Source organism: Streptomyces sp. NRRL B-1140 (assembly GCF_001280065.1).
In the GTDB taxonomy this organism is placed as follows: domain Bacteria; phylum Actinomycetota; class Actinomycetes; order Streptomycetales; family Streptomycetaceae; genus Streptomyces.
This window is the reverse complement of sequence record NZ_LGEA01000091.1, coordinates 393,575-410,280: the sequence shown is the minus strand read 5'-3', so window position 1 is coordinate 410,280 and position 16,706 is coordinate 393,575. Positions and strand designations below refer to the sequence as shown.

The window sequence follows — 16,706 nt, the reverse complement described above, 5'->3', positions numbered from 1 at the left end:
TCGCGCATTCCTCGACGCGTGCCGCATCGAGGAAGGTTCCCCATGGACCGTACGGCTCGCAGGAACAACGGCTCTCCCCACTCCCGAGGCAACGGGTCCCGATCCCGTAAGCCGGCCGGCCAGGGCACGGCCTCCCGCCCGTCCGGCGGCGGCCGCGGCGGGCGCCGCCCCGCCCCCAGCCGGGAGTTCGCACCGCCCGCCACCATCACCCCGGCGCTGCCCGCCGTCGAGGCGTTCGACGACCTCGACCTGCCCGAGCGGCTGCTCGCCGCGCTGCGCTCCGAGGGGCTGACCGCGCCGTTCCCGATCCAGGCGGCGACCCTGCCGAACTCGCTGGCCGGGCGGGACGTCCTCGGCCGCGGGCGCACCGGCTCGGGCAAGACGCTCGCCTTCGGGCTCGCCCTGCTGGCCCGGGTCGACGGGCGGCGGGCCGAGGCCCGGCAGCCCCTCGCCCTGGTCCTCACGCCGACCCGCGAGCTGGCCCAGCAGGTCACCGACGCCCTCGCCCCGTTCGCCCGCGCGCTGCGGCTGCGGCTCGCCACGGTGGTCGGCGGCCTGCCGATCGGACGGCAGGCGAACGCGCTGCGCAGCGGCGCCGAGGTGGTCGTCGCCACGCCCGGACGCCTCAAGGACCTCATAGACCGAGGCGACTGCCGTCTGGACCACGTCGACATCACCGTCCTCGACGAGGCCGACCAGATGACCGACATGGGCTTCATGCCGCAGGTCACCGCCCTGCTCGACCAGGTGCGCCCGGGCGGCCAGCGGATGCTGTTCTCGGCCACCCTGGACCGCAACGTCGACCGGCTGGTCCGCACGTACCTGCACGACCCGGTGGTGCACTCCGTCGACCCGTCCGCCGGCGCCGTCACCACGATGGACCACCACCTGCTGCACGTGGAGGACGACGACAAGCACGCCACCACGACCCGGATCGCCGCCCGCGACGGGCGCGTGATCATGTTCCTGGACACCAAGCACGCCGCCGACCGGCTGGCCAAGAAGCTGCTCGCCGTCGGCGTGCGCGCCATGGCCCTGCACGGCGGGAAGTCCCAGTCCCAGCGGACCAGGACCCTGGCCCGTTTCAAGGACGGCCAGGTGTCGGTGCTGGTGGCGACCAACGTGGCCGCACGCGGCATCCACGTCGACAACCTCGACCTCGTCGTCAACGTGGACCCGCCCGGCGACCACAAGGACTACCTGCACCGGGGTGGCCGCACGGCACGGGCCGGGGAGTCCGGCACCGTCGTCACGCTGGTCCTGCCGCACCAGCGGCGCGAGATGACCCGGCTGATGTCCGATGCCGGGATCACCCCGCAGATCACCCGGGTCCGCTCGGACGAGGCCGAACTGAGCCGCATCACCGGGGCCCAGGAGCCCTCGGGCGTGCCCGTCGTCCTCGCCCCGCCGGCCACCGAGAAGCCCGCCGCGCGCACGGGTTCCGCGTCGAACGGACGGCGGAGCAGGCCGTCCCGGGGCCGCCGCCGCTGAGGCACCGGGCGGGGCGCCGCCCGGCGCGGCGGGGGTACATCCGCGGGCCGGAAGAGCGCCACGACGCCCCCGCCGCCCGTCGCACAGGGGCGACGGCGAACGGGGGCGTCCCGGTGAGGGGCGTGCGGGGGCGTCAGCCGCTCGTCACATCCGTCACCGTCCAGCGCTGGTTGGAACCGGAGTTGGGCTGCCACAGGCCGACGGAGGCGCCGTCGCTGGTGGACTGGCCCGAGACGTCGGGGAGTTGGCCGGTGGCGGCGTTGACCAGAGTCCAGGTGCCGTCGCCGGTCGTGGACATGATCCACTCGGCGGCCCGGTCGCGGCGGCCCTCGTCCGGCTCGGCGACCAGGGCGCCGTCACGGACGGCCAGGCGCTTGTCGGAGGCCGTCTCCGTCAGCACGTACCGCTTGCGGTTGTCCGAGCCGCGGACCTGCTCGACCCGCCAGTGCTGACCGCTCGGGTCGGTCGCGTTCGCGCCCTTGATGACCAGTCCCGTGCCGTTGCCGGCGATGGTGAGGTCCTTGCCGCTCTGGACGCCCGTGAGGCGGTAGGTGTGACCCTTGCGCAGCTCGGCGGCGTCCTTCGCGACACCGGAGACGCCCTTGACGAGGAAGGACGTCACCGACTGGGCGGGCACGGTGAGCGTGGCCTGCTTGCCGGAGACCCGGACGGCCTTCTGCTTGTCCAGCTTGCCGTCGGCGCTGGTCACCACCGGGGTGACCGTGGCGCGGGAGGAGACCCGGCCGAACTTCGACAGGTCGAGCGTGACCTCGCGCGCCTCGGTGGCGCTGTTGACGTGGACGACGGTCGCCGCGTCGCCCTTGCGGGAGATCGCCGCCGTGCTGGAGGTGTCGTTCGTCTTGATCAGCCGGTCGCCGGGCTTGATGTAGTGCGTGAAGTTGCGGGCGGTGTCGAACTTCGTGTTCGTGTAGATCGGGCAGGACTTCAGGGTGTCCTTCGAGGTGCAGCTGAACGGGAGCTGGATCTCACCCCAGTTGCCGCCCTTGGCGGACTCGCCGCCCGGCTTCATGTTGTCGTAGTCCTCGACGGGCTGCCAGAACACCCAGGCCTTGGGCTCCAGTTCCCGCAGGTCGTCCACCATGCGCTGGGCGAGGCCCAGGCCGGGCCGCATGTCCGTGAAGCTCTGGCCGTCGCCCCAGTCGCCCTCGACCTCGCTCATCCACAGCGGCTTGTCGGCGGCCTTGGCCAGGTCGCGGACGGTGGTGCGCTGGCCGGTGCCGTAGGTGTGGACGTTCATCTGGCCGACGAGGTCGCGCACGTCCTGGGGGTAGGAGTTCCAGTTCGTCGCGAAGGTGCCCGGGTTGGTCTCGTCCATCGCGGATATCTCCGCGTGCGAACGGGACTTCTCCAGCACCGGGGCCAGGGCGCGGATCACCTTCTGCTGGAGCTCGGGGCCGATGTGGGCACCCTCCTGGCGTCCGCCGACGGGCTCGCCGTCGGGGCCGAGCTTGGTGCCCCAGTAGTTGGTGTTCGGCTCGTTGAAGGGGTCGAGGGTGTCGACCTTGATGCCGTGCGCCTTCTCCAGCCGCTCGGTCGCCCCCACCAGGTACTTGGCGAAGTCGTCGACCGACCCGGGCTTCAGCTGGTCCTTGCCCGCGTCGAAGTTGCCGGAGACGTAGCCGCTCTCGGTCATGAACCAGGGCGGGGAGTTGCTGAAGGTCTCCCAGTGGGTGATGTCCTTCTTGATGCGGTCGACCCACCAGCGCTGGGTCTTGTCGGCCTTCTTGTTCCAGTCGGCGGGGTCGTCCGCGTCCCACCAGTCGACGTCCTCGCGGGTGGTGCCCGCCGGGGCCTTCCACCAGCCCTCGACCGCGCCGCCGGCCCGCAGGTAGTCCTTGACGTCGGGGGCGTTGCCGCCGCCGATGTTGTAGCGGGCGATGTTCAGGGCGAGGCCCTCGTCGCCGAAGAGCAGCTTGTAGAGCTTCTCGCGGATCGCGGGCGGGTAGTCGCCGGTGGCGTTGGCGAACCAGACCAGGCTGGTGCCCCAGCCCTCGAACTTGTCCCCCGCGTAGGAGGGGTCGGGCCGGACGGTGACCCCGGCGGCCGCGGCCCCGGCCGGCTCGGCGTGCGCGGCGGGCAGGGTCGTCGTGGCCAGGAGGGTTCCGGTCGCCACGGCGGTGACGCCGATGGCCCCGAGGAGCCTTCTCTTACGGGTGCGGTGTGCCATCTCGAGTACTCCAGCTCTTCTGCGTGCCGCGCGTCCCGGCGGGCGCAGAGATCGGGGCCTACGTGGTGCGACTGGTACGGGTTCGGCGGGTTCTCGTACGGTTTCGGCTAGGCAATGTTTACGTAAACATCCACTGGCGGGATGTCTACACTGTCCGAATCTCAGGGGTCAAGGACTCGGTCCGGACCGAAATCCGCGCCCGGTGCGCCGTGAGGGAAGCGAGGGGCAGGTGGGCACGGTGAACGGCGAGAGCGAGCCGGGCGGCACGAGCCGTACGAGACGGCGTGCGGCCCGCCCCCGCCAGGGCGCCTCCATGGCCGACGTCGCCCGGCTCGCCGGGGTCTCCTCCCAGACGGTCTCCCGCGTCTCGAACGGCTTCCCGGGCGTCAACGCGGACACCCGCGCACAGGTCCTGGCCGCCATGCGGGAACTCGGCTACCGGCCCAACAGCGCGGCCCGGGCGCTGCGCCGGGGCGAGTTCCGCACACTCGGCGTGATCACCTTCTCGCTCTCCACCATGGGCAACATCCGCACCCTGGAGGCCATCGCCACCTCCGCCGCCGAGCACGGCTACGCCGTCACCCTGCTGCCCGTGGCCGTCCCCACCCAGGACGAGGTGAACGGCGCCTTCTCCCGGCTGGGTGAACTCGCCGTGGACGCCGTCATCGTCATCATGGAGATCCACCTGCTCGACGCGGCGACGGTCTCCCTGCCGCCCGGCGTACAGGTCGTGGTGGCCGACTCCGACGCCGGGGACCGCTACACCGTCGTCGACACCGACCAGGCGGGCGGCGCCCGGGACGCCGTGCGGCACCTGCTGGACCTCGGTCACGACACGGTGTGGCACCTGGCCGGCCCGGAGGGCTCCTTCGCCGCCCAGCGCCGCGCCAACGCCTGGCGCGACACGCTGACCGCGGCAGGCCGCGTTCCGCCACCGCTGGTCCGGGGTGACTGGTCGGCCGAGTCCGGCTACCGGGCGGGCCTCCTCCTCGCCGACGACCCGGACTGCACGGCGGTGTTCACGGCCAACGACCAGATGGCCCTGGGCCTGCTCCGCGCCCTGCACGAACGCGGCCGCCGCGTCCCCGACGACGTCAGCGTCGTCGGCTTCGACGACATCCCCGAGTCCGCGTCCTTCCTCCCGCCCCTGACGACGATCCACCAGGACTTCGCGCAGGTGGGGCGGCTGTGCGTGGAGGGGGTGCTCAGCAAGATGCGCCAGGCCGGGGCGGAGCACGGGACGACGCTGGTGCCTACGCGGTTGGTGCGGCGGGAGAGTACTGCGCGGAGGCGAAGCTGAAGGGCGCGGGCGAGGAAGCCCGCAGCCATGCGGGCCGCGCCGGGTTTCTAGGCCTGTCTTTCCACTCGCGGCGTCACCAGCCTCAGTCGCTCCGGCTGCCGTGACGTCCACTGGCCGGGTCCGCACTCGGGGCGCAGCACCCAGATCACACCGGCGAGGACATCCGTGACGACACCGAGCCGGTCATTGGCCTCGTCACGGACCACGTCGCCGACCCAGGGGCTCGCATGCAGTGTCGGGAGGCGTGCCGAGTGCTTGCGTCCTTGTTCGAGCTGACGGATCACATCGACGGACACACCGGAGCGTTCCGCCAGTTCCTCCTGTGTCAAAGAGGCCAGACGGCGCAAGCGGCGCAGGGTCCGTCCCAAGTCATCGTCAGCCACGCTGCCACGGTACGCCGCGACGGAGTGGGGGGCCTGGCAACGCCGTGAATGGATCAAGCAACCGCACTGCCGTTCCCGGAAGGCCAGGAGAGGACGACACGCATGACCGAGCCCTACCCCGACGGCATCGAGCCGTACGCGCACGGCATGCTCGACGTCGGTGACGGAAACCGCGTGTACTGGGAGGTCTGCGGGAATCCCGCGGGCAAGCCCGCTGTCGTGCTGCACGGCGGGCCCGGGTCCGGGGCGGGGCCGTTCTGGCGCCGGCTGTTCGACCCGGCGGCGTACCGCATCGTGCTCCTCGACCAGCGCGGGTGCGGACGCAGTACGCCCGACGCCGCCGATCCGCGGACCTCGCTCGCCGCCAACACCACGCATCATCTGATCGCCGACATCGAGCAGTTGCGACGGCACCTCGGCATCGGGGAGTGGCTCGTCCTCGGCGGCTCCTGGGGCGTGACCCTCGCGCTGGCCTACGCCGAGCGGCACCCCGGGTCGGTGTCCGAGCTCGTCCTGTTCAGCGTCACCAACACCACGCACCGCGAGGTGGAGTGGGTCACCCGGGACATGGGGCGGATCTTCCCCGAGGAGTGGGCCCGCTTCCGGGACGCCGTACCGGAAGCGGATCGCGAGGGGAACCTGGCCGCTGCCTACGCCCGGATGCTCGCCGACCCCGATCCGGCCGTACGGGAGCGGGCGGCGCGGGAATGGTGCCGGTGGGAGGACGTGCACGTCTCCACCGTCCCCGGGCACCGGCCCGACCCTCGCTACGAGGACCCGTGTTTCCGGATGCGCTTCGCCCGCCTCGTCACGCACTACTGGCGGCACGCCGCGTTCCTGGAGGACGGGGCGCTGCTGCGCGACGCCGGGAGACTGGCCGGCATCCCGGGCGTGCTGATCCACGGCCGGATGGACATCAGCAGTCCCCTGGACGTCGCCTGGCGGCTGGCCCGGGTGTGGCCGGACGCCGAGCTCGTCCTGATCGGCGAGGAGGGACACGGCCTGTCGGGGACTTCCACGACGGCGGCGCTGATGGCGGCCACCGACCGGTTCCGGCCGGCCTGAGGGAGCCGCTCCCGGGCCGGGCGGCAGACCGCGGGCGTGAGCGATCCCTCACGGATCCCTTCCGCACGGCTCTGGCCCCGCCGGTCCGCCCCGCCGAGGCTGGACACCATGAATGATCACGCTGCCGAGTCCGAGGACGTCCGCCGCTTCCGGGGGCGGCTCGGGCTCCCCGGCCTCGTCGACGTGCACACGCACTTCATGCCCGAGCGGGTCCTGCGCAAGGTCTGGGAGTACTTCGACTCCCTCGGGCCGCTGACGGGTGGGCTGGAGTGGCCGATCACCTACCGGGAAGCGGAGGCCGAACGGGCCGGGATACTGAGGGAGTTCGGCGTAAGGGCCTTCACCTCGATGCTCTATCCGCACAAGCCCGGCATGGCCCGCTGGCTGAACGGCTGGGCGGCCGGCTTCGCGCACCGCACCCCCGACTGCCTGCACACCGCCACCCTCTTCCCCGAGCCGGACGTCGAGGCGTACGTCCGGGAAGCCGTCGAAGCGGGCGCGCGGGTCTTCAAGGCGCATGTGCAGGTGGGGGCGTACGACCCGGCCGACGACCTCCTCCGGCCGGCGTGGGGCCTGCTGGCCGAGGCCGGGATCCCCGTGGTCATCCACTGCGGTTCCGGTCCGGCGCCCGGCAAGCACACCGGCCCGGGGCCGATCGCGCGGGTGCTGGCCGAGCACCCCCGGCTGAGGCTGATCGTCGCGCACATGGGGATGCCCGAGTACGAGGATTTCCTCGACCTCGCCGAGCGGTACGGGGAGGTGCGGCTGGACACGACGATGGCGTTCACCGACTTCACCGAGGCGCTCGCGCCGTTCCCGCGCCGGGCCCTGCCCCGGCTGGCCGGCGTCGGCGACCGCGTCCTGCTCGGCTCCGACTTCCCCAACATCCCCTACCCGTACCTGCACCAGCTGGAGTCACTGGAGCGGCTGGGCCTCGGGGAGGAGTGGCTGCGGGCGGTGTGCCACGACAACGCGGCGGAGCTCTTCGGGCTGTGAGGCCCGGGGTGCGCCGAGCGGCCGTATGCGGCACTTCAGGGGCTCCGGGGCCCGGCGGTGGGGCCCGGCGGGCGGCCGGGCGGCCGTACCGAAGCCGAGCCGGCGCGCCCCGGTCAGCCGATGTCCACGACCCGGGCCCACGCCGGGGGCGAGTCCGGGACGTACTCGGGGTTGGACTCGTCGTAGGCATCGCTCCCGTACTGGCGCGGGAAGAGGCCGATCACCGTGCGGCACGGGGGCCGGGTGTCCGGCCAGGGGGTCTGGCCGTCGGTCAGGACGACCACGACGTCGGGGGACGGGCGGGTGCGCAGGGCGCGGGTGAAACCGGCCCGCAGGTCCGTGCCGCCGCCGCCCGTGAGCGCGATGCCCTCCTCACGGCACAGGCGGCGGGCGAGCCCGGCCGAGGCGTCGCAGGGCACGACCGTGACGAGGTCGCGACGGCCGCCCACGGCCCGGGCGATCGCGGCGACCTCCAGGAGCGCGCTGCCCAGTTCGGCGTCGCTGACCGAGCCGGAGGTGTCGATGACGACCGACACGCGCGGCGGGCGGCGGCGCAGACTCGGCAGGATCGTGCCGGGCAGGGCGGTTGAGCGCCGGGCGGGGCGGCCGTAGGTGTAGTCCTCGCCCGCGCCGGGGCCGGACGCGGCCGAGCGGACCGCCGCGCCCAGCAGTTCCCGCCACGGCTGGGGCGGGTGGAAGGCCTCCTCGGCCCAGCGCCGCCAGCTCTTCGGGGCCCTGCCGGGGCGGCCGGTGATGCCCTGCGCGACCCGGAAGCGGACCGCGTCCCGCTCCTGCTCGCTGAGGCCGTGCGCACCGCCCGGGCCCAGTTCCCACTCCCGGTCCAGGCCGTCGGCGCCGCTGCCGCAGTCCAGCCAGGCCAGGTCCTGCATCCTCGGGCCCACGGCGAACTGTCTCAGGTACTCCTCCATCAACTCGCCCTCGGCCAGACCGAGATCGCCCGGTACGACGACGTCGTCGGGGCGGGTCAGGCCGTCGCCGTAGACGTCGTCGTTGATCTCGAAGTCGGCGGCGATGTTCATCCGCAGCCGCTCCCCCGGGCCGTGCAGACCCCGCTCCTTCGCGACCCGGTCGCTGCGCCCGTGGTGGTCGCGCAGCAGGTGCGACACCTCGTGCACCCACACGCCCGCCAGCTCCTCGACGGGCGTACGGTCCACGAACCCCGGCGACACGTAGCACCGCCAGTACCGGTCGACGCCCATGGTGGGAACACGCCGCGACTCCACGACGTGCAGGGCGAAGAGGGCGGTGGCGAGGTAGGGGCGGACGCGGGCGGCGTGCAGCCGGGCCGTGAACAGCTTGCCCCGGTCCAGGGCTCCGGAGGCGGGCCCGGGGGTGGTCTCGCGGGCGGGCCGTGGGGAGGTGTCGTGGGCGGGCCCGGGTCCGCCCGGGGCCGTCGCCACCGGCCCGTCATCGCCCGAGCCGCCACCGCCGCTGTTCGTCGTCGTCTTCATCGTCCCGCCTTCGCCGCCGCCGCGACCGCGGCCGTGGTGCGGTCCGCCCTGCGGGACAGGGTCACCACTCCGGCCAGGCGCTCGATCGACGCCGGGACGTCCCAGTCGTCGCGGCGCAGGGACGCGAGGGTGGTCGCGGGGACGACCAGCACGTCCGGAGGGCCGGTCTCCAGGGCTTTGACCAGGAGCGTCCAGGCGGCGTCCCAGCGGGCCCGCTCCGGGCGGTTGCGTACCGCCGCCACGACCCCGTCCAGCGCGGCCTGCCGCAGATCCCCGCGTTCGGGCAGCACCGCACCGGCCGGGTCGGCCAGCAGCGCCTCGGGGTCCGGGAGGTCCATCCGGTCCAGGCTCGCCAGGAGTTCGAGGCCGGGCCCGTCTCCCACCGTGCCCCTGACCAGCAGGGAGAGGACGTCACGGGAGGAGCCGGCCGCGGTCGCGAAGGCGATCAGATGCAGCGTCATCTCCCAGCTGCGCGGGGACGGCCAGGGACCGCCCCGGCGCATCTCGCCGCTGGGCAGCCGGTGTGCGAGGGCGGGACGGGCGGCCAGCAGTCCGCACACCGCACGGCGGGCGAACTCCACGGCCTCCGGCAGCCTCCCCGGGTCGAGCCGGGGCAGGGTCGCCCGCGGCCAGATCCCGCCCAGGCCGCGGACGACGACGTCGGTGTCGTGCGTCCACTGCAGGTGGACGAAGCGGTTGGCGAGCGGCGGGCTCAGTTCCCAGCCGTCGGCCGCCGAGGAACGCGGGTTGGCGGCGGCCACGATCCGTACGCCCGGCGGCAGCCGCAGCGCCCCGATCCGCCGCTCCAGCACGAGCCGGAGCAGGGCGGCCTGCACGGCGGGGGGCGCGGTGGACAACTCATCGAGGAACAGCAGCCCCCGCCCGGCCCGCACCAGGCGCACGGCCCAGTCCGGCGGGGCCAGCGGCACACCCTGCTCGGCCGGGTCGTCGCCGACGATCGGCAGCCCCGCGAAGTCGGACGGCTCGTGCACGCTGGCGATCACCGTGGTCAGCGGCAGATCCAGGGCCGCGGCGAGCTGGTTCAGGGCCGCGGTCTTGCCGATGCCCGGCTCGCCCCACAGCAGTACGGGCAGGTCGGCGGCCACGGCCAGGGTGAGGGCCTCCAGCTGCGTGTCGGGGCGCGGTTCGGTCGTGGTGTCCCGCAGCAGGGCCAGCAGGTCGCCGGCCACGTCGAGCTGGTCGGCGGTGTCGGACAGGGACGAGGTGTGAGTGCGCATGTGTGATCACCAGTTGCCGGTGGTGGGCCGTCTCGGTGGAGCGAAGAGCCGTCGGAGGCAGGGCGGTTGACCCCGGTTGGGTCAGGGCCGCGTCACATGTGGCGTGGGTGGGGGCCGTCGTCGCGGGAGCGGCGGCGGTCCCAGGGGCGCAGGCTGCTGGGCGAGGGACCCTCCAGCCCCGCCCGGAACAGGCCGTGGGCGATGCGTCGTCTGGCGGCCGTCTCCAGAACGTCCCGCAGCGGGCCGTCGCGCAGCACCGCCTCGGGGCCGAGCAGGCTCTCGACCGCGGCGAGCGCCCCCGCGGTGTCGCCGTGGTGGAGGCGTTCGCGGACGCCGGGAAGGCACTCGGGCCTGCGGTGTGCCTCGTCGACGGCCCGCAGACAAGGCAGTGGCGGTCCGCCGAACGCGGCGAGCAGTTCCTCCCGCCGGACCTCGGCCGGGTCGTGGTCGAGGGCGGCCAGGACGCCGTCGACCAGCCCGATCCGGTGCCGGGCGCCCCGGCATTCCACCACCCGTGGATCACCCGCCCGCTCCGGCACCGGCCGGGTGCCGGACCGCTGCGCGCCCAACGCCGAGGCGACCAGCGGGTGCAGGCGCCCGGGGTCGATCGCCCCGGCCCGCAGCAGTTCGAGGTCGGGCAGCACCCAGGTCGCAGCGTCGGGCAGCACGGGCAGCGAGGGGTCGGGGGCGCGTGCGTACGACAGGGCGGCCTGCTCGCCGCCGTCGGACAGGTCGAGGACGACGCGGTGCCGTGCCCCGAGCCGTACGCCGACCCGGCCGCCGGACCGGCCCTCGGCCCGCAGCAGGATCGCCGCCTCGGCCGCCCACCGGTCCACGGCACACCGCTTCCCGTCGGGGAACGGCCCGGCAGGCGGCGCCCCGGCGGTCTCCGGGATGGGACCGCCGTCGCCGGCACGCGCCCGCAGTTCACCGGTCCGGCGCGCGTCCCACAGGTGACGGTGCAGGTCGAGCCGGAAGCGCCGGCTGGGCCGGGGGTGCGGATGCCGCCGGTCCCTGTCGTGCCTGCGGGAGGCGTCCCACAGGGCGAGGCTGATCCGCTGCCCGGCGTCCGCCCAGGCGGGCGGCGTCCGCGCCACGAGGTGCAGCGCTTCCGTGCCCGTGCCGTACCGGGCCAGGGTCAGGGTCAGGCCCGGCCGCAGCAGCCCGTAGGGAGCGACCCGAGGCATGTGCCAGCGCAGCAGGTCGGGAGCGAGGTGGCGGAGGTCTGCGCGGAGCAGGGCGGCGAACTCACTGCCGTGGCGCCGCGCGAGGAGACGGGGCCGGAGGTCGGCGTCGACGTTCGCGGCGGCGCAGGCACCGGCCCAGTCACCGGCACGGCGGCGCGCCGTCGCGGTCTCGATCATGGAGGGCGGCACGGCGAACTCGCGCACGCGCGGCCAGAAGGAAAGCGGGACGTTCCCGTTCGCGAGGTCGGTGAGCATCAGCACTCACCTTGCGCGGACGGGTCCCCCAATCTGTTCATGGAGTGAGTGGTCATCGCGTCGGATGCTAGCGGTCCCGACTCCCGGGCGCAGCCGAGTATTCCGGAGCCACCGCGACGACTTTGCCGTCTCTTTACAACCCGTCCTGCCGCCGCCTCGTCTCTCCGCACGATCTGTCACCCAGCCCGCCGACCGTCGGGCGGACGACGAAGGAGTGCGATTCATGCGCCGAACTGTCCTCAGCGCCCTGGCCCTCGCGGGCACCGCCGTACTGCTGGGCACGGGGCCCGCGTTCGCGGACGGGGCGACGACCCCGAGCCCGGTCCCGTCGGCCGCCTCACCCACCGTCCGGCCCGCGGAGAGCGCCGAACCGACCCGGGCGCCCGAGCCGACCAGGGCGCCGGCCGAGGACGAACCGACCCGGGCGCCGGCCGTGGACGAGCCGACCCGGGCACACGACGACGGCCAGGTCTCGGTCCGGCCGAGCGGCGCGCCCGACACCGGTGTGACGGCGTCCCGGGACGCGGGGACGGGCGGCACGGCGATCGGCGCGGGCGCCGCCGCGGTGCTGGCGCTGGGCGGCGGCACCGTCCTCGTCGTACGCCGCCGCCGGGCGACCGGGGCGTGAGCCCGTTCTCCAGGCGCGCGTTCGCGGCCGGGGCGCTCGCGTCCCTGCTGACGGCGTGCGGCGGCCACGGAACCACCGGCCCCGAATCCACCGGCCGCGCCACCACCGGCCCCGGCACCGCCGGTCACGGCACCACCGCGCGCCGGCCGGGCACCACCGCCCGGCAGGTGCCGGTCGACGGCGCTCGCCCCCTGGCCCGTTCGGTCCCCGTCCGGCTCCTGATCCCGGCCATCGGCGTCGACACCCCGGTCATCCGGCTGGGTCTGGCGGCCGACGGCACGGTGCGGGTGCCGCCGGTGACGGACCACGACCGGGCGGGCTGGTACCGGCACTCGCCGACCCCCGGCGAGACCGGCCCGTCGGTGCTCCTCGGCCATGTCACGGTCGGCCCGTACGGTGACGGCGTCTTCCGTCACCTCGCCCGGCTGCGGCGGGGCGACCGGATCGAGGCGCGCCTGGAGAACGGCACGACGGCGGAGTTCGCCGTCACGGCCGTACGGACCGTCCCGAAAACCGACTTCCCGGCGGACGACGTCTACGGGAACGTGGACCGCCCCGAGCTGCGGCTGATCACGTGCGGCGGAGCGCGCACCGGGGACGGCTACGCGGACAACGTGATCGTGTTCGCGGCGCTGAGCGGCGCGGACTCCCCCACCTCTGGAGAGCGTTGAAACGGTCCCGAGAGAAGGCGGCGTCCGAGCTGTTCGCCGCCCTCTACCCGCGCCTGGCCGGCTGGTGCCGCCGGCTCGTCGACGACGACGGAACGGCCCACGAGATCGCCTCGGAGGCGTTCACCCGGCTCTGGGCCCGCTGGACGTCCGTGGCGGAACCGCGCGGGTTCCTCTACGTCACCGCGGCCAACCTGGTCCGGGACCACTGGCGCAAGCTGGAGCGCGAGCGCCGGGCCCTGCACCGCGTCACCTCGGAGGCCGCCGTACGCCCGCCCGACGAGCAGAGCGACCCGTCCGTGCGGCTGCTCGTGCAGTCGCTGCCGGAACGACTGCGCGTCCCGATCCTCCTCCACTACTACGCTGACATGCCGATCCGGGAGGTGTCCGCGCTGACCGGGCGCAAGGAAGGCACCGTCAAGGCCGATCTGCACGCGGCCCGGGAACTGCTCCGCGTCCACCTGAGGAGAAGCCTTGACCACTCGTCTTGACGGCGACCCGGGCGATCCGGAGCACGCCCCCGACGACCCGCTCGCCGTGATCCTGCGCCCCTCCTCCCCCGGCTACCTGGGTGCTCCCGCCGGCCAGTACCAGGCGATCCGCCGCCGTGCGGCCCGTCGCCGCCTGCTGCGCGGCGCGGCCGGGGCGGGCCTGTGCTGCGTCGCGGCGGCCCTCATCGCTCTCCCCCTGCGCCACACCGCGTCCGAGCACCCCCCGACCCCGACGATCCCGATGGCCCCGCCCACCACGCGGCCGGCGCCGGCCACCGACTCGACGCCTCCCACCCCCGTGCCGTCCCCGTCCGCCTCCCGCTCCCGGCCCTCGCCCCCGGGCACCGGCGCCCCCCGCACGACCGAGCCCGGCACCCTCGCCCCCGAGAAGGCGACCGGCCGGAGGGAGCCGTCCCGCGCCCCGTCGGCCACCCCCACCGCGATCCGCCCCGTGCCGTCGGAGGCCCGGCCGGCCACGGACCGGGAGACGGTGCCCGACAACCGCTGACCGGCACCGGCCGGAACGCGGATCAGTCCCCCGGCCGCTGCCGCCGCATCCGCTCCGCCACCTCGCCCGCTTCGGTCTCCCACCAGGGCCGGACCAGTTCGGCGGGCCCCTCCGGGGTGGCCGCGGACACGAGTTCGCCGTCGAGACGCCGGTCCAGTACGGCCGTCCGGTCGCGCTCGTCACGCACCCACCGGGCGAGGACCGCCAGCAGGAAGGGGACCGCGACCAGTTCGGCGATACCCAGCATGGCGCCGCCGCCGAGCTGCTGGTCGTGCAGGACGTCGGGGGACCAGGGCGGCGCGTGGTGCAGGTACCAGGCGCCCGCGATGAGGGTGCCGTGCGTCATGACCACCAGTCCCGGGAGCCCGTCGACGACCCCGTCCAGGAAGACCAGGGCCGCCCGGACCGGGTGGGTGCACCAGGCGGGCAGCGCTTGCTCGCGGGACAGCACCGGCAGGACGAACAGGCAGCCGGCCGCCAGCAGATGGAGGTACATCAGCTCGTGCAGCCGGCCCACGCGCAGCGCCGTGGCGAAGTACGGAGTGAAGTAGAGGGTCAGTTCGGTGGTCAGCACCAGCACGGTGCTGACGAGGGGGAACGTCAGCAGCCTGACCAGCCTGCCGGTCAGCATCCGCCGCAGCCGGGCCGCGCCGCGCTCCGGCAGCGCCTCCACCGCGAGCCGCAACGGGTCGCCCAGGGCGAGACCCAGCGGCGCGAGCAGGTCGAGTCCGATGTTCTGCACGGCGGCCGGCCAGAACAGTTCACGGTCGTAGACGGCCAGGCCGGACATCGTGGCCACGACGATCGTGCCCAGGCCGAGCAGCACGAACGCGGCGAGCCGGGCGGGCGGCCAGGCCCCGCCCCGCCCGCGCACCCGGACGACGCCCCAGACGTAGAGCCCGCCCAGCACGGCGACGAGCAGCAGGGCGGGGAGGTCCGGCTGCCACGATCCCAGCAGCCGTCCGGGGGTCGCCTCCGGCAGGTACACAGCCGACAGTTCGCTCACGAGCGGACGATAGCCGCCGAAGTTCAGGGGGGCGGCGGCAGGGTGGACGAGCGCGCACGGCGTCTCGTCATGACGTCCGAAGGTCCTGGGTAGCCTGGCCGTATGGCACTTGCATGCACCGCTCTGCCGCACTGCTTCCTCTGACGCCGCGGTGAGGACGGCGACGTGAGTCCGTCACGTCGCCGTCCTCGGCGTGCCCCCCTGCCGCCGGTTCACGGCGGCCGGCTGCGCGCGCCGACGACTCACCGTCCGCCGCCCGCACGCGACGCGCCGCCCCGCCGCGGCCTCCGCGTTCCGAGGAGCATCCCTTGCCTTCCGATCGTCTTCTGTCCGTCCTGACCTGCCCGCTGTGCCCGGCCGCCCTCGAACACACCGCCGGTGCCCTGCGGTGCGCGAGCCGGCACACCTTCGACATCGCCCGCCACGGATACGTCAGTCTGCTGACCGGCCGCCGGCGGGCCCCGAGCGCCGACTCCCCCGGCATGGTCCGCAGCCGCGCCGCGTTCCTGGGCGCCGGGCACTACGGCCCGCTCGCCCGCACCCTCGCACGCCTCGCCGCGGAACTGGCCCCGCCCGACGGCGTCGTACTGGACGCCGGGGCTGGCACCGGTCACTACCTCGCCGAGGTCCTCGACGCCCTGCCCCGGGCGCTGGGTCTGGGGCTGGACAGCTCCGTTCCCGCCCTGCGGGCGGCGGCCCGCGCGCACGCCCGTGCCGAGGCCGCCTGCTGGGACGTGTGGCAGCCGTGGCCGGTGCGCACCGGCGGCGCCGACCTCGTGCTCAACGTCTTCGCGCCCCGCAACGGGCCCGAGTTCCACCGCGTCCTCGGCCCGGACGGGGCGCTGCTCGTCGTCACACCCACCGGAAGGCACCTGCAAGAACTGCACGAGCCGGTCGGGTTGCTGGCGGTCGACCCGAGGAAGCAGGAGCGTCTGCGCCGGTTGCTGGACACGCGCTTCCGGCTCGATCACACCGAGCCGCTGGAGTACGCCATGCGCCTCACGCCCGGGGACGTCACCGGCCTGGTGGGCATGAGTCCGACGGCGCATCACCTCACCGCCGCGCAACGGGACGACCGTATCGGCCGGTTGGCGGCGCCCGTGTCGGTGACGGCCTCCTTCGCCGTGTCGGTGTTCCGGCCGCTGCGGGCCGGTCAGTAGCCCTTGCCGGCGATGTGCTCGCGCTGCGCCGTCGTGAGCATGTGAACCATGAGGGCCGCTGCCCCGGCCGCGGCCACGATCACCAGATCGGCGGCGAGCAGGGGCAGAACGCCGTGGTAGGCACGGGCGATGACCTCGTCCGTGTCGTCGGCGTAGATGATCCCGACGCCACCGGCCAGGCCGGCCAGCCACAGGCCCCACCACCAGTTCACGACGGCGGGCAGCCGCCGCTCGGGGAAGACCGAGCGGTGGACGTCCGCCACGACGCCCCGGGGTATCCACAGGTTCGCCACGGGCACGACCCAGCCGAACCAGAGCCAGCCGTAGCCGTAGCGGGGGTTCGCGCCGGAGAGAGCCTTGGCGTTGTCGCGCACCCGGTCCAGCCAGAACAGGAACGCGATCGCGCAGACGGCCGTGACGCCGGCGCCCACGGAGGAGACCAGGTGGTAGGAGTCCTCCAGGGCGTTCAGCGGACGGTGCACCCCGCCGCCCTGGTCGGGCGGGCCGGACGCCGGCTCGCCCGCGACGGCGAGCCGGATGTGCCACACCGCCCGGACCAGCCAGGCGGCTCCGGCGAGGGCGAGGGCCACGACGGCGCAGCGGGCCGTTCCCCGGACGGGGCGCAGGCCGGGCGGAGGATCATGGGGGGAAGACTTCTGTTCGATCACCC

General features: G+C 74.2%; 15 protein-coding genes and 1 pseudogene. 9 read left to right on the top strand and 7 right to left on the bottom strand.

Annotated features, from left to right (window positions below; genetic code table 11):
- Positions 1 to 42 precede the first annotated feature (42 nt).
- A complete protein-coding gene (locus ADK65_RS13775; protein ID WP_053670359.1) occupies positions 43 to 1,491 on the top strand; it encodes a DEAD/DEAH box helicase in 1,449 nt (482 codons plus the stop codon).
- Positions 1,492 to 1,624: 133 nt separating this feature from the next.
- Here ADK65_RS13775 and ADK65_RS13770 read toward each other — a convergent pair whose 3' ends face one another.
- Entirely contained in the window at positions 1,625 to 3,679 is a 2,055-nt protein-coding gene (locus ADK65_RS13770; protein ID WP_053670357.1) for a glycoside hydrolase, read from the bottom strand.
- 313 nt (positions 3,680 to 3,992) lie between these two features.
- Here ADK65_RS13770 and ADK65_RS13765 point away from each other — a divergent pair, with 313 nt between their 5' ends.
- Positions 3,993 to 4,979, top strand: coding sequence for a LacI family DNA-binding transcriptional regulator (locus ADK65_RS13765; protein WP_053670507.1), 987 nt, complete (start codon positions 3,993 to 3,995; stop codon positions 4,977 to 4,979).
- Positions 4,980 to 5,203: 224 nt separating this feature from the next.
- Here ADK65_RS13765 and ADK65_RS38825 read toward each other — a convergent pair.
- Positions 5,204 to 5,362 (bottom strand): annotated as a pseudogene (locus ADK65_RS38825) (helix-turn-helix domain-containing protein); the annotation flags it as partial.
- Between the two features lie 102 nt (positions 5,363 to 5,464).
- Here ADK65_RS38825 and pip point away from each other — a divergent pair.
- A complete protein-coding gene (gene pip / locus ADK65_RS13755) occupies positions 5,465 to 6,427 on the top strand; it encodes a prolyl aminopeptidase (RefSeq protein ID WP_053670355.1) in 963 nt (320 codons plus the stop codon).
- Between the two features lie 108 nt (positions 6,428 to 6,535).
- On the top strand, positions 6,536 to 7,423 hold the full coding sequence (locus ADK65_RS13750) for an amidohydrolase family protein (protein WP_053670353.1): 888 nt from the start codon (positions 6,536 to 6,538) through the stop codon (positions 7,421 to 7,423).
- 113 nt (positions 7,424 to 7,536) lie between these two features.
- Here ADK65_RS13750 and ADK65_RS13745 read toward each other — a convergent pair whose 3' ends face one another.
- From ADK65_RS13745 to ADK65_RS13735, 3 genes are all read right to left on the bottom strand, one after another.
- Positions 7,537 to 8,895 (bottom strand): DUF2201 family putative metallopeptidase, encoded by a 1,359-nt coding sequence (locus ADK65_RS13745; protein WP_078955946.1) that lies wholly within the window; start codon positions 8,893 to 8,895, stop codon positions 7,537 to 7,539.
- Complete coding sequence (locus ADK65_RS13740; RefSeq protein ID WP_053670351.1) at positions 8,892 to 10,133, bottom strand: AAA family ATPase; 1,242 nt, start codon at positions 10,131 to 10,133, stop codon at positions 8,892 to 8,894. Before ADK65_RS13740 ends, ADK65_RS13745 begins: the two co-directional genes overlap by 4 nt.
- 92 nt (positions 10,134 to 10,225) lie before the next feature.
- The gene (locus ADK65_RS13735; protein ID WP_053670349.1) at positions 10,226 to 11,575 is read right to left on the bottom strand and encodes a hypothetical protein; all 1,350 of its coding nucleotides are present in this window, start codon (positions 11,573 to 11,575) and stop codon (positions 10,226 to 10,228) included.
- A gap of 223 nt (positions 11,576 to 11,798) precedes the next feature.
- On the opposite strand from ADK65_RS13735, the gene ADK65_RS13730 reads away from it, so the two are divergent.
- The 4 genes from ADK65_RS13730 to ADK65_RS13715 are packed head-to-tail and all read left to right on the top strand — an operon-like array spanning position 11,799 to position 13,870.
- The gene (locus tag ADK65_RS13730) at positions 11,799 to 12,203 is read left to right on the top strand and encodes a hypothetical protein (protein WP_053670346.1); all 405 of its coding nucleotides are present in this window, start codon (positions 11,799 to 11,801) and stop codon (positions 12,201 to 12,203) included.
- Positions 12,200 to 12,874, top strand: coding sequence for a class F sortase (locus ADK65_RS13725; protein WP_053670344.1), 675 nt, complete (start codon positions 12,200 to 12,202; stop codon positions 12,872 to 12,874). Before ADK65_RS13730 ends, ADK65_RS13725 begins: the two co-directional genes overlap by 4 nt.
- Positions 12,871 to 13,362, top strand: coding sequence for an RNA polymerase sigma factor (locus tag ADK65_RS13720; protein ID WP_053670342.1), 492 nt, complete (start codon positions 12,871 to 12,873; stop codon positions 13,360 to 13,362). The genes ADK65_RS13725 and ADK65_RS13720 overlap by 4 nt, the downstream gene beginning before the upstream one ends.
- Entirely contained in the window at positions 13,346 to 13,870 is a 525-nt protein-coding gene (locus ADK65_RS13715; RefSeq protein WP_063788009.1) for a hypothetical protein, read from the top strand. The genes ADK65_RS13720 and ADK65_RS13715 overlap by 17 nt, the downstream gene beginning before the upstream one ends.
- A 22-nt stretch (positions 13,871 to 13,892) precedes the next feature.
- Here the strand turns inward: ADK65_RS13715 and ADK65_RS13710 are convergent, their stop codons facing one another.
- Positions 13,893 to 14,876: a cytochrome c oxidase assembly protein gene (locus ADK65_RS13710; RefSeq protein ID WP_107092281.1), complete on the bottom strand. Its 984-nt coding sequence runs from the start codon at positions 14,874 to 14,876 to the stop codon at positions 13,893 to 13,895.
- 308 nt (positions 14,877 to 15,184) lie between these two features.
- On the opposite strand from ADK65_RS13710, the gene ADK65_RS13705 reads away from it, so the two are divergent.
- Entirely contained in the window at positions 15,185 to 16,036 is an 852-nt protein-coding gene (locus ADK65_RS13705) for a putative RNA methyltransferase (RefSeq protein ID WP_053670340.1), read from the top strand.
- On the opposite strand, the gene ADK65_RS13700 is transcribed toward ADK65_RS13705, so the two are convergent.
- Positions 16,030 to 16,704, bottom strand: a complete 675-nt coding sequence (locus ADK65_RS13700; RefSeq protein ID WP_053670338.1) for a DUF4328 domain-containing protein — start codon at positions 16,702 to 16,704, stop codon at positions 16,030 to 16,032. The genes ADK65_RS13705 and ADK65_RS13700 overlap by 7 nt on opposite strands.
- Positions 16,705 to 16,706: the final 2 nt, after the last annotated feature.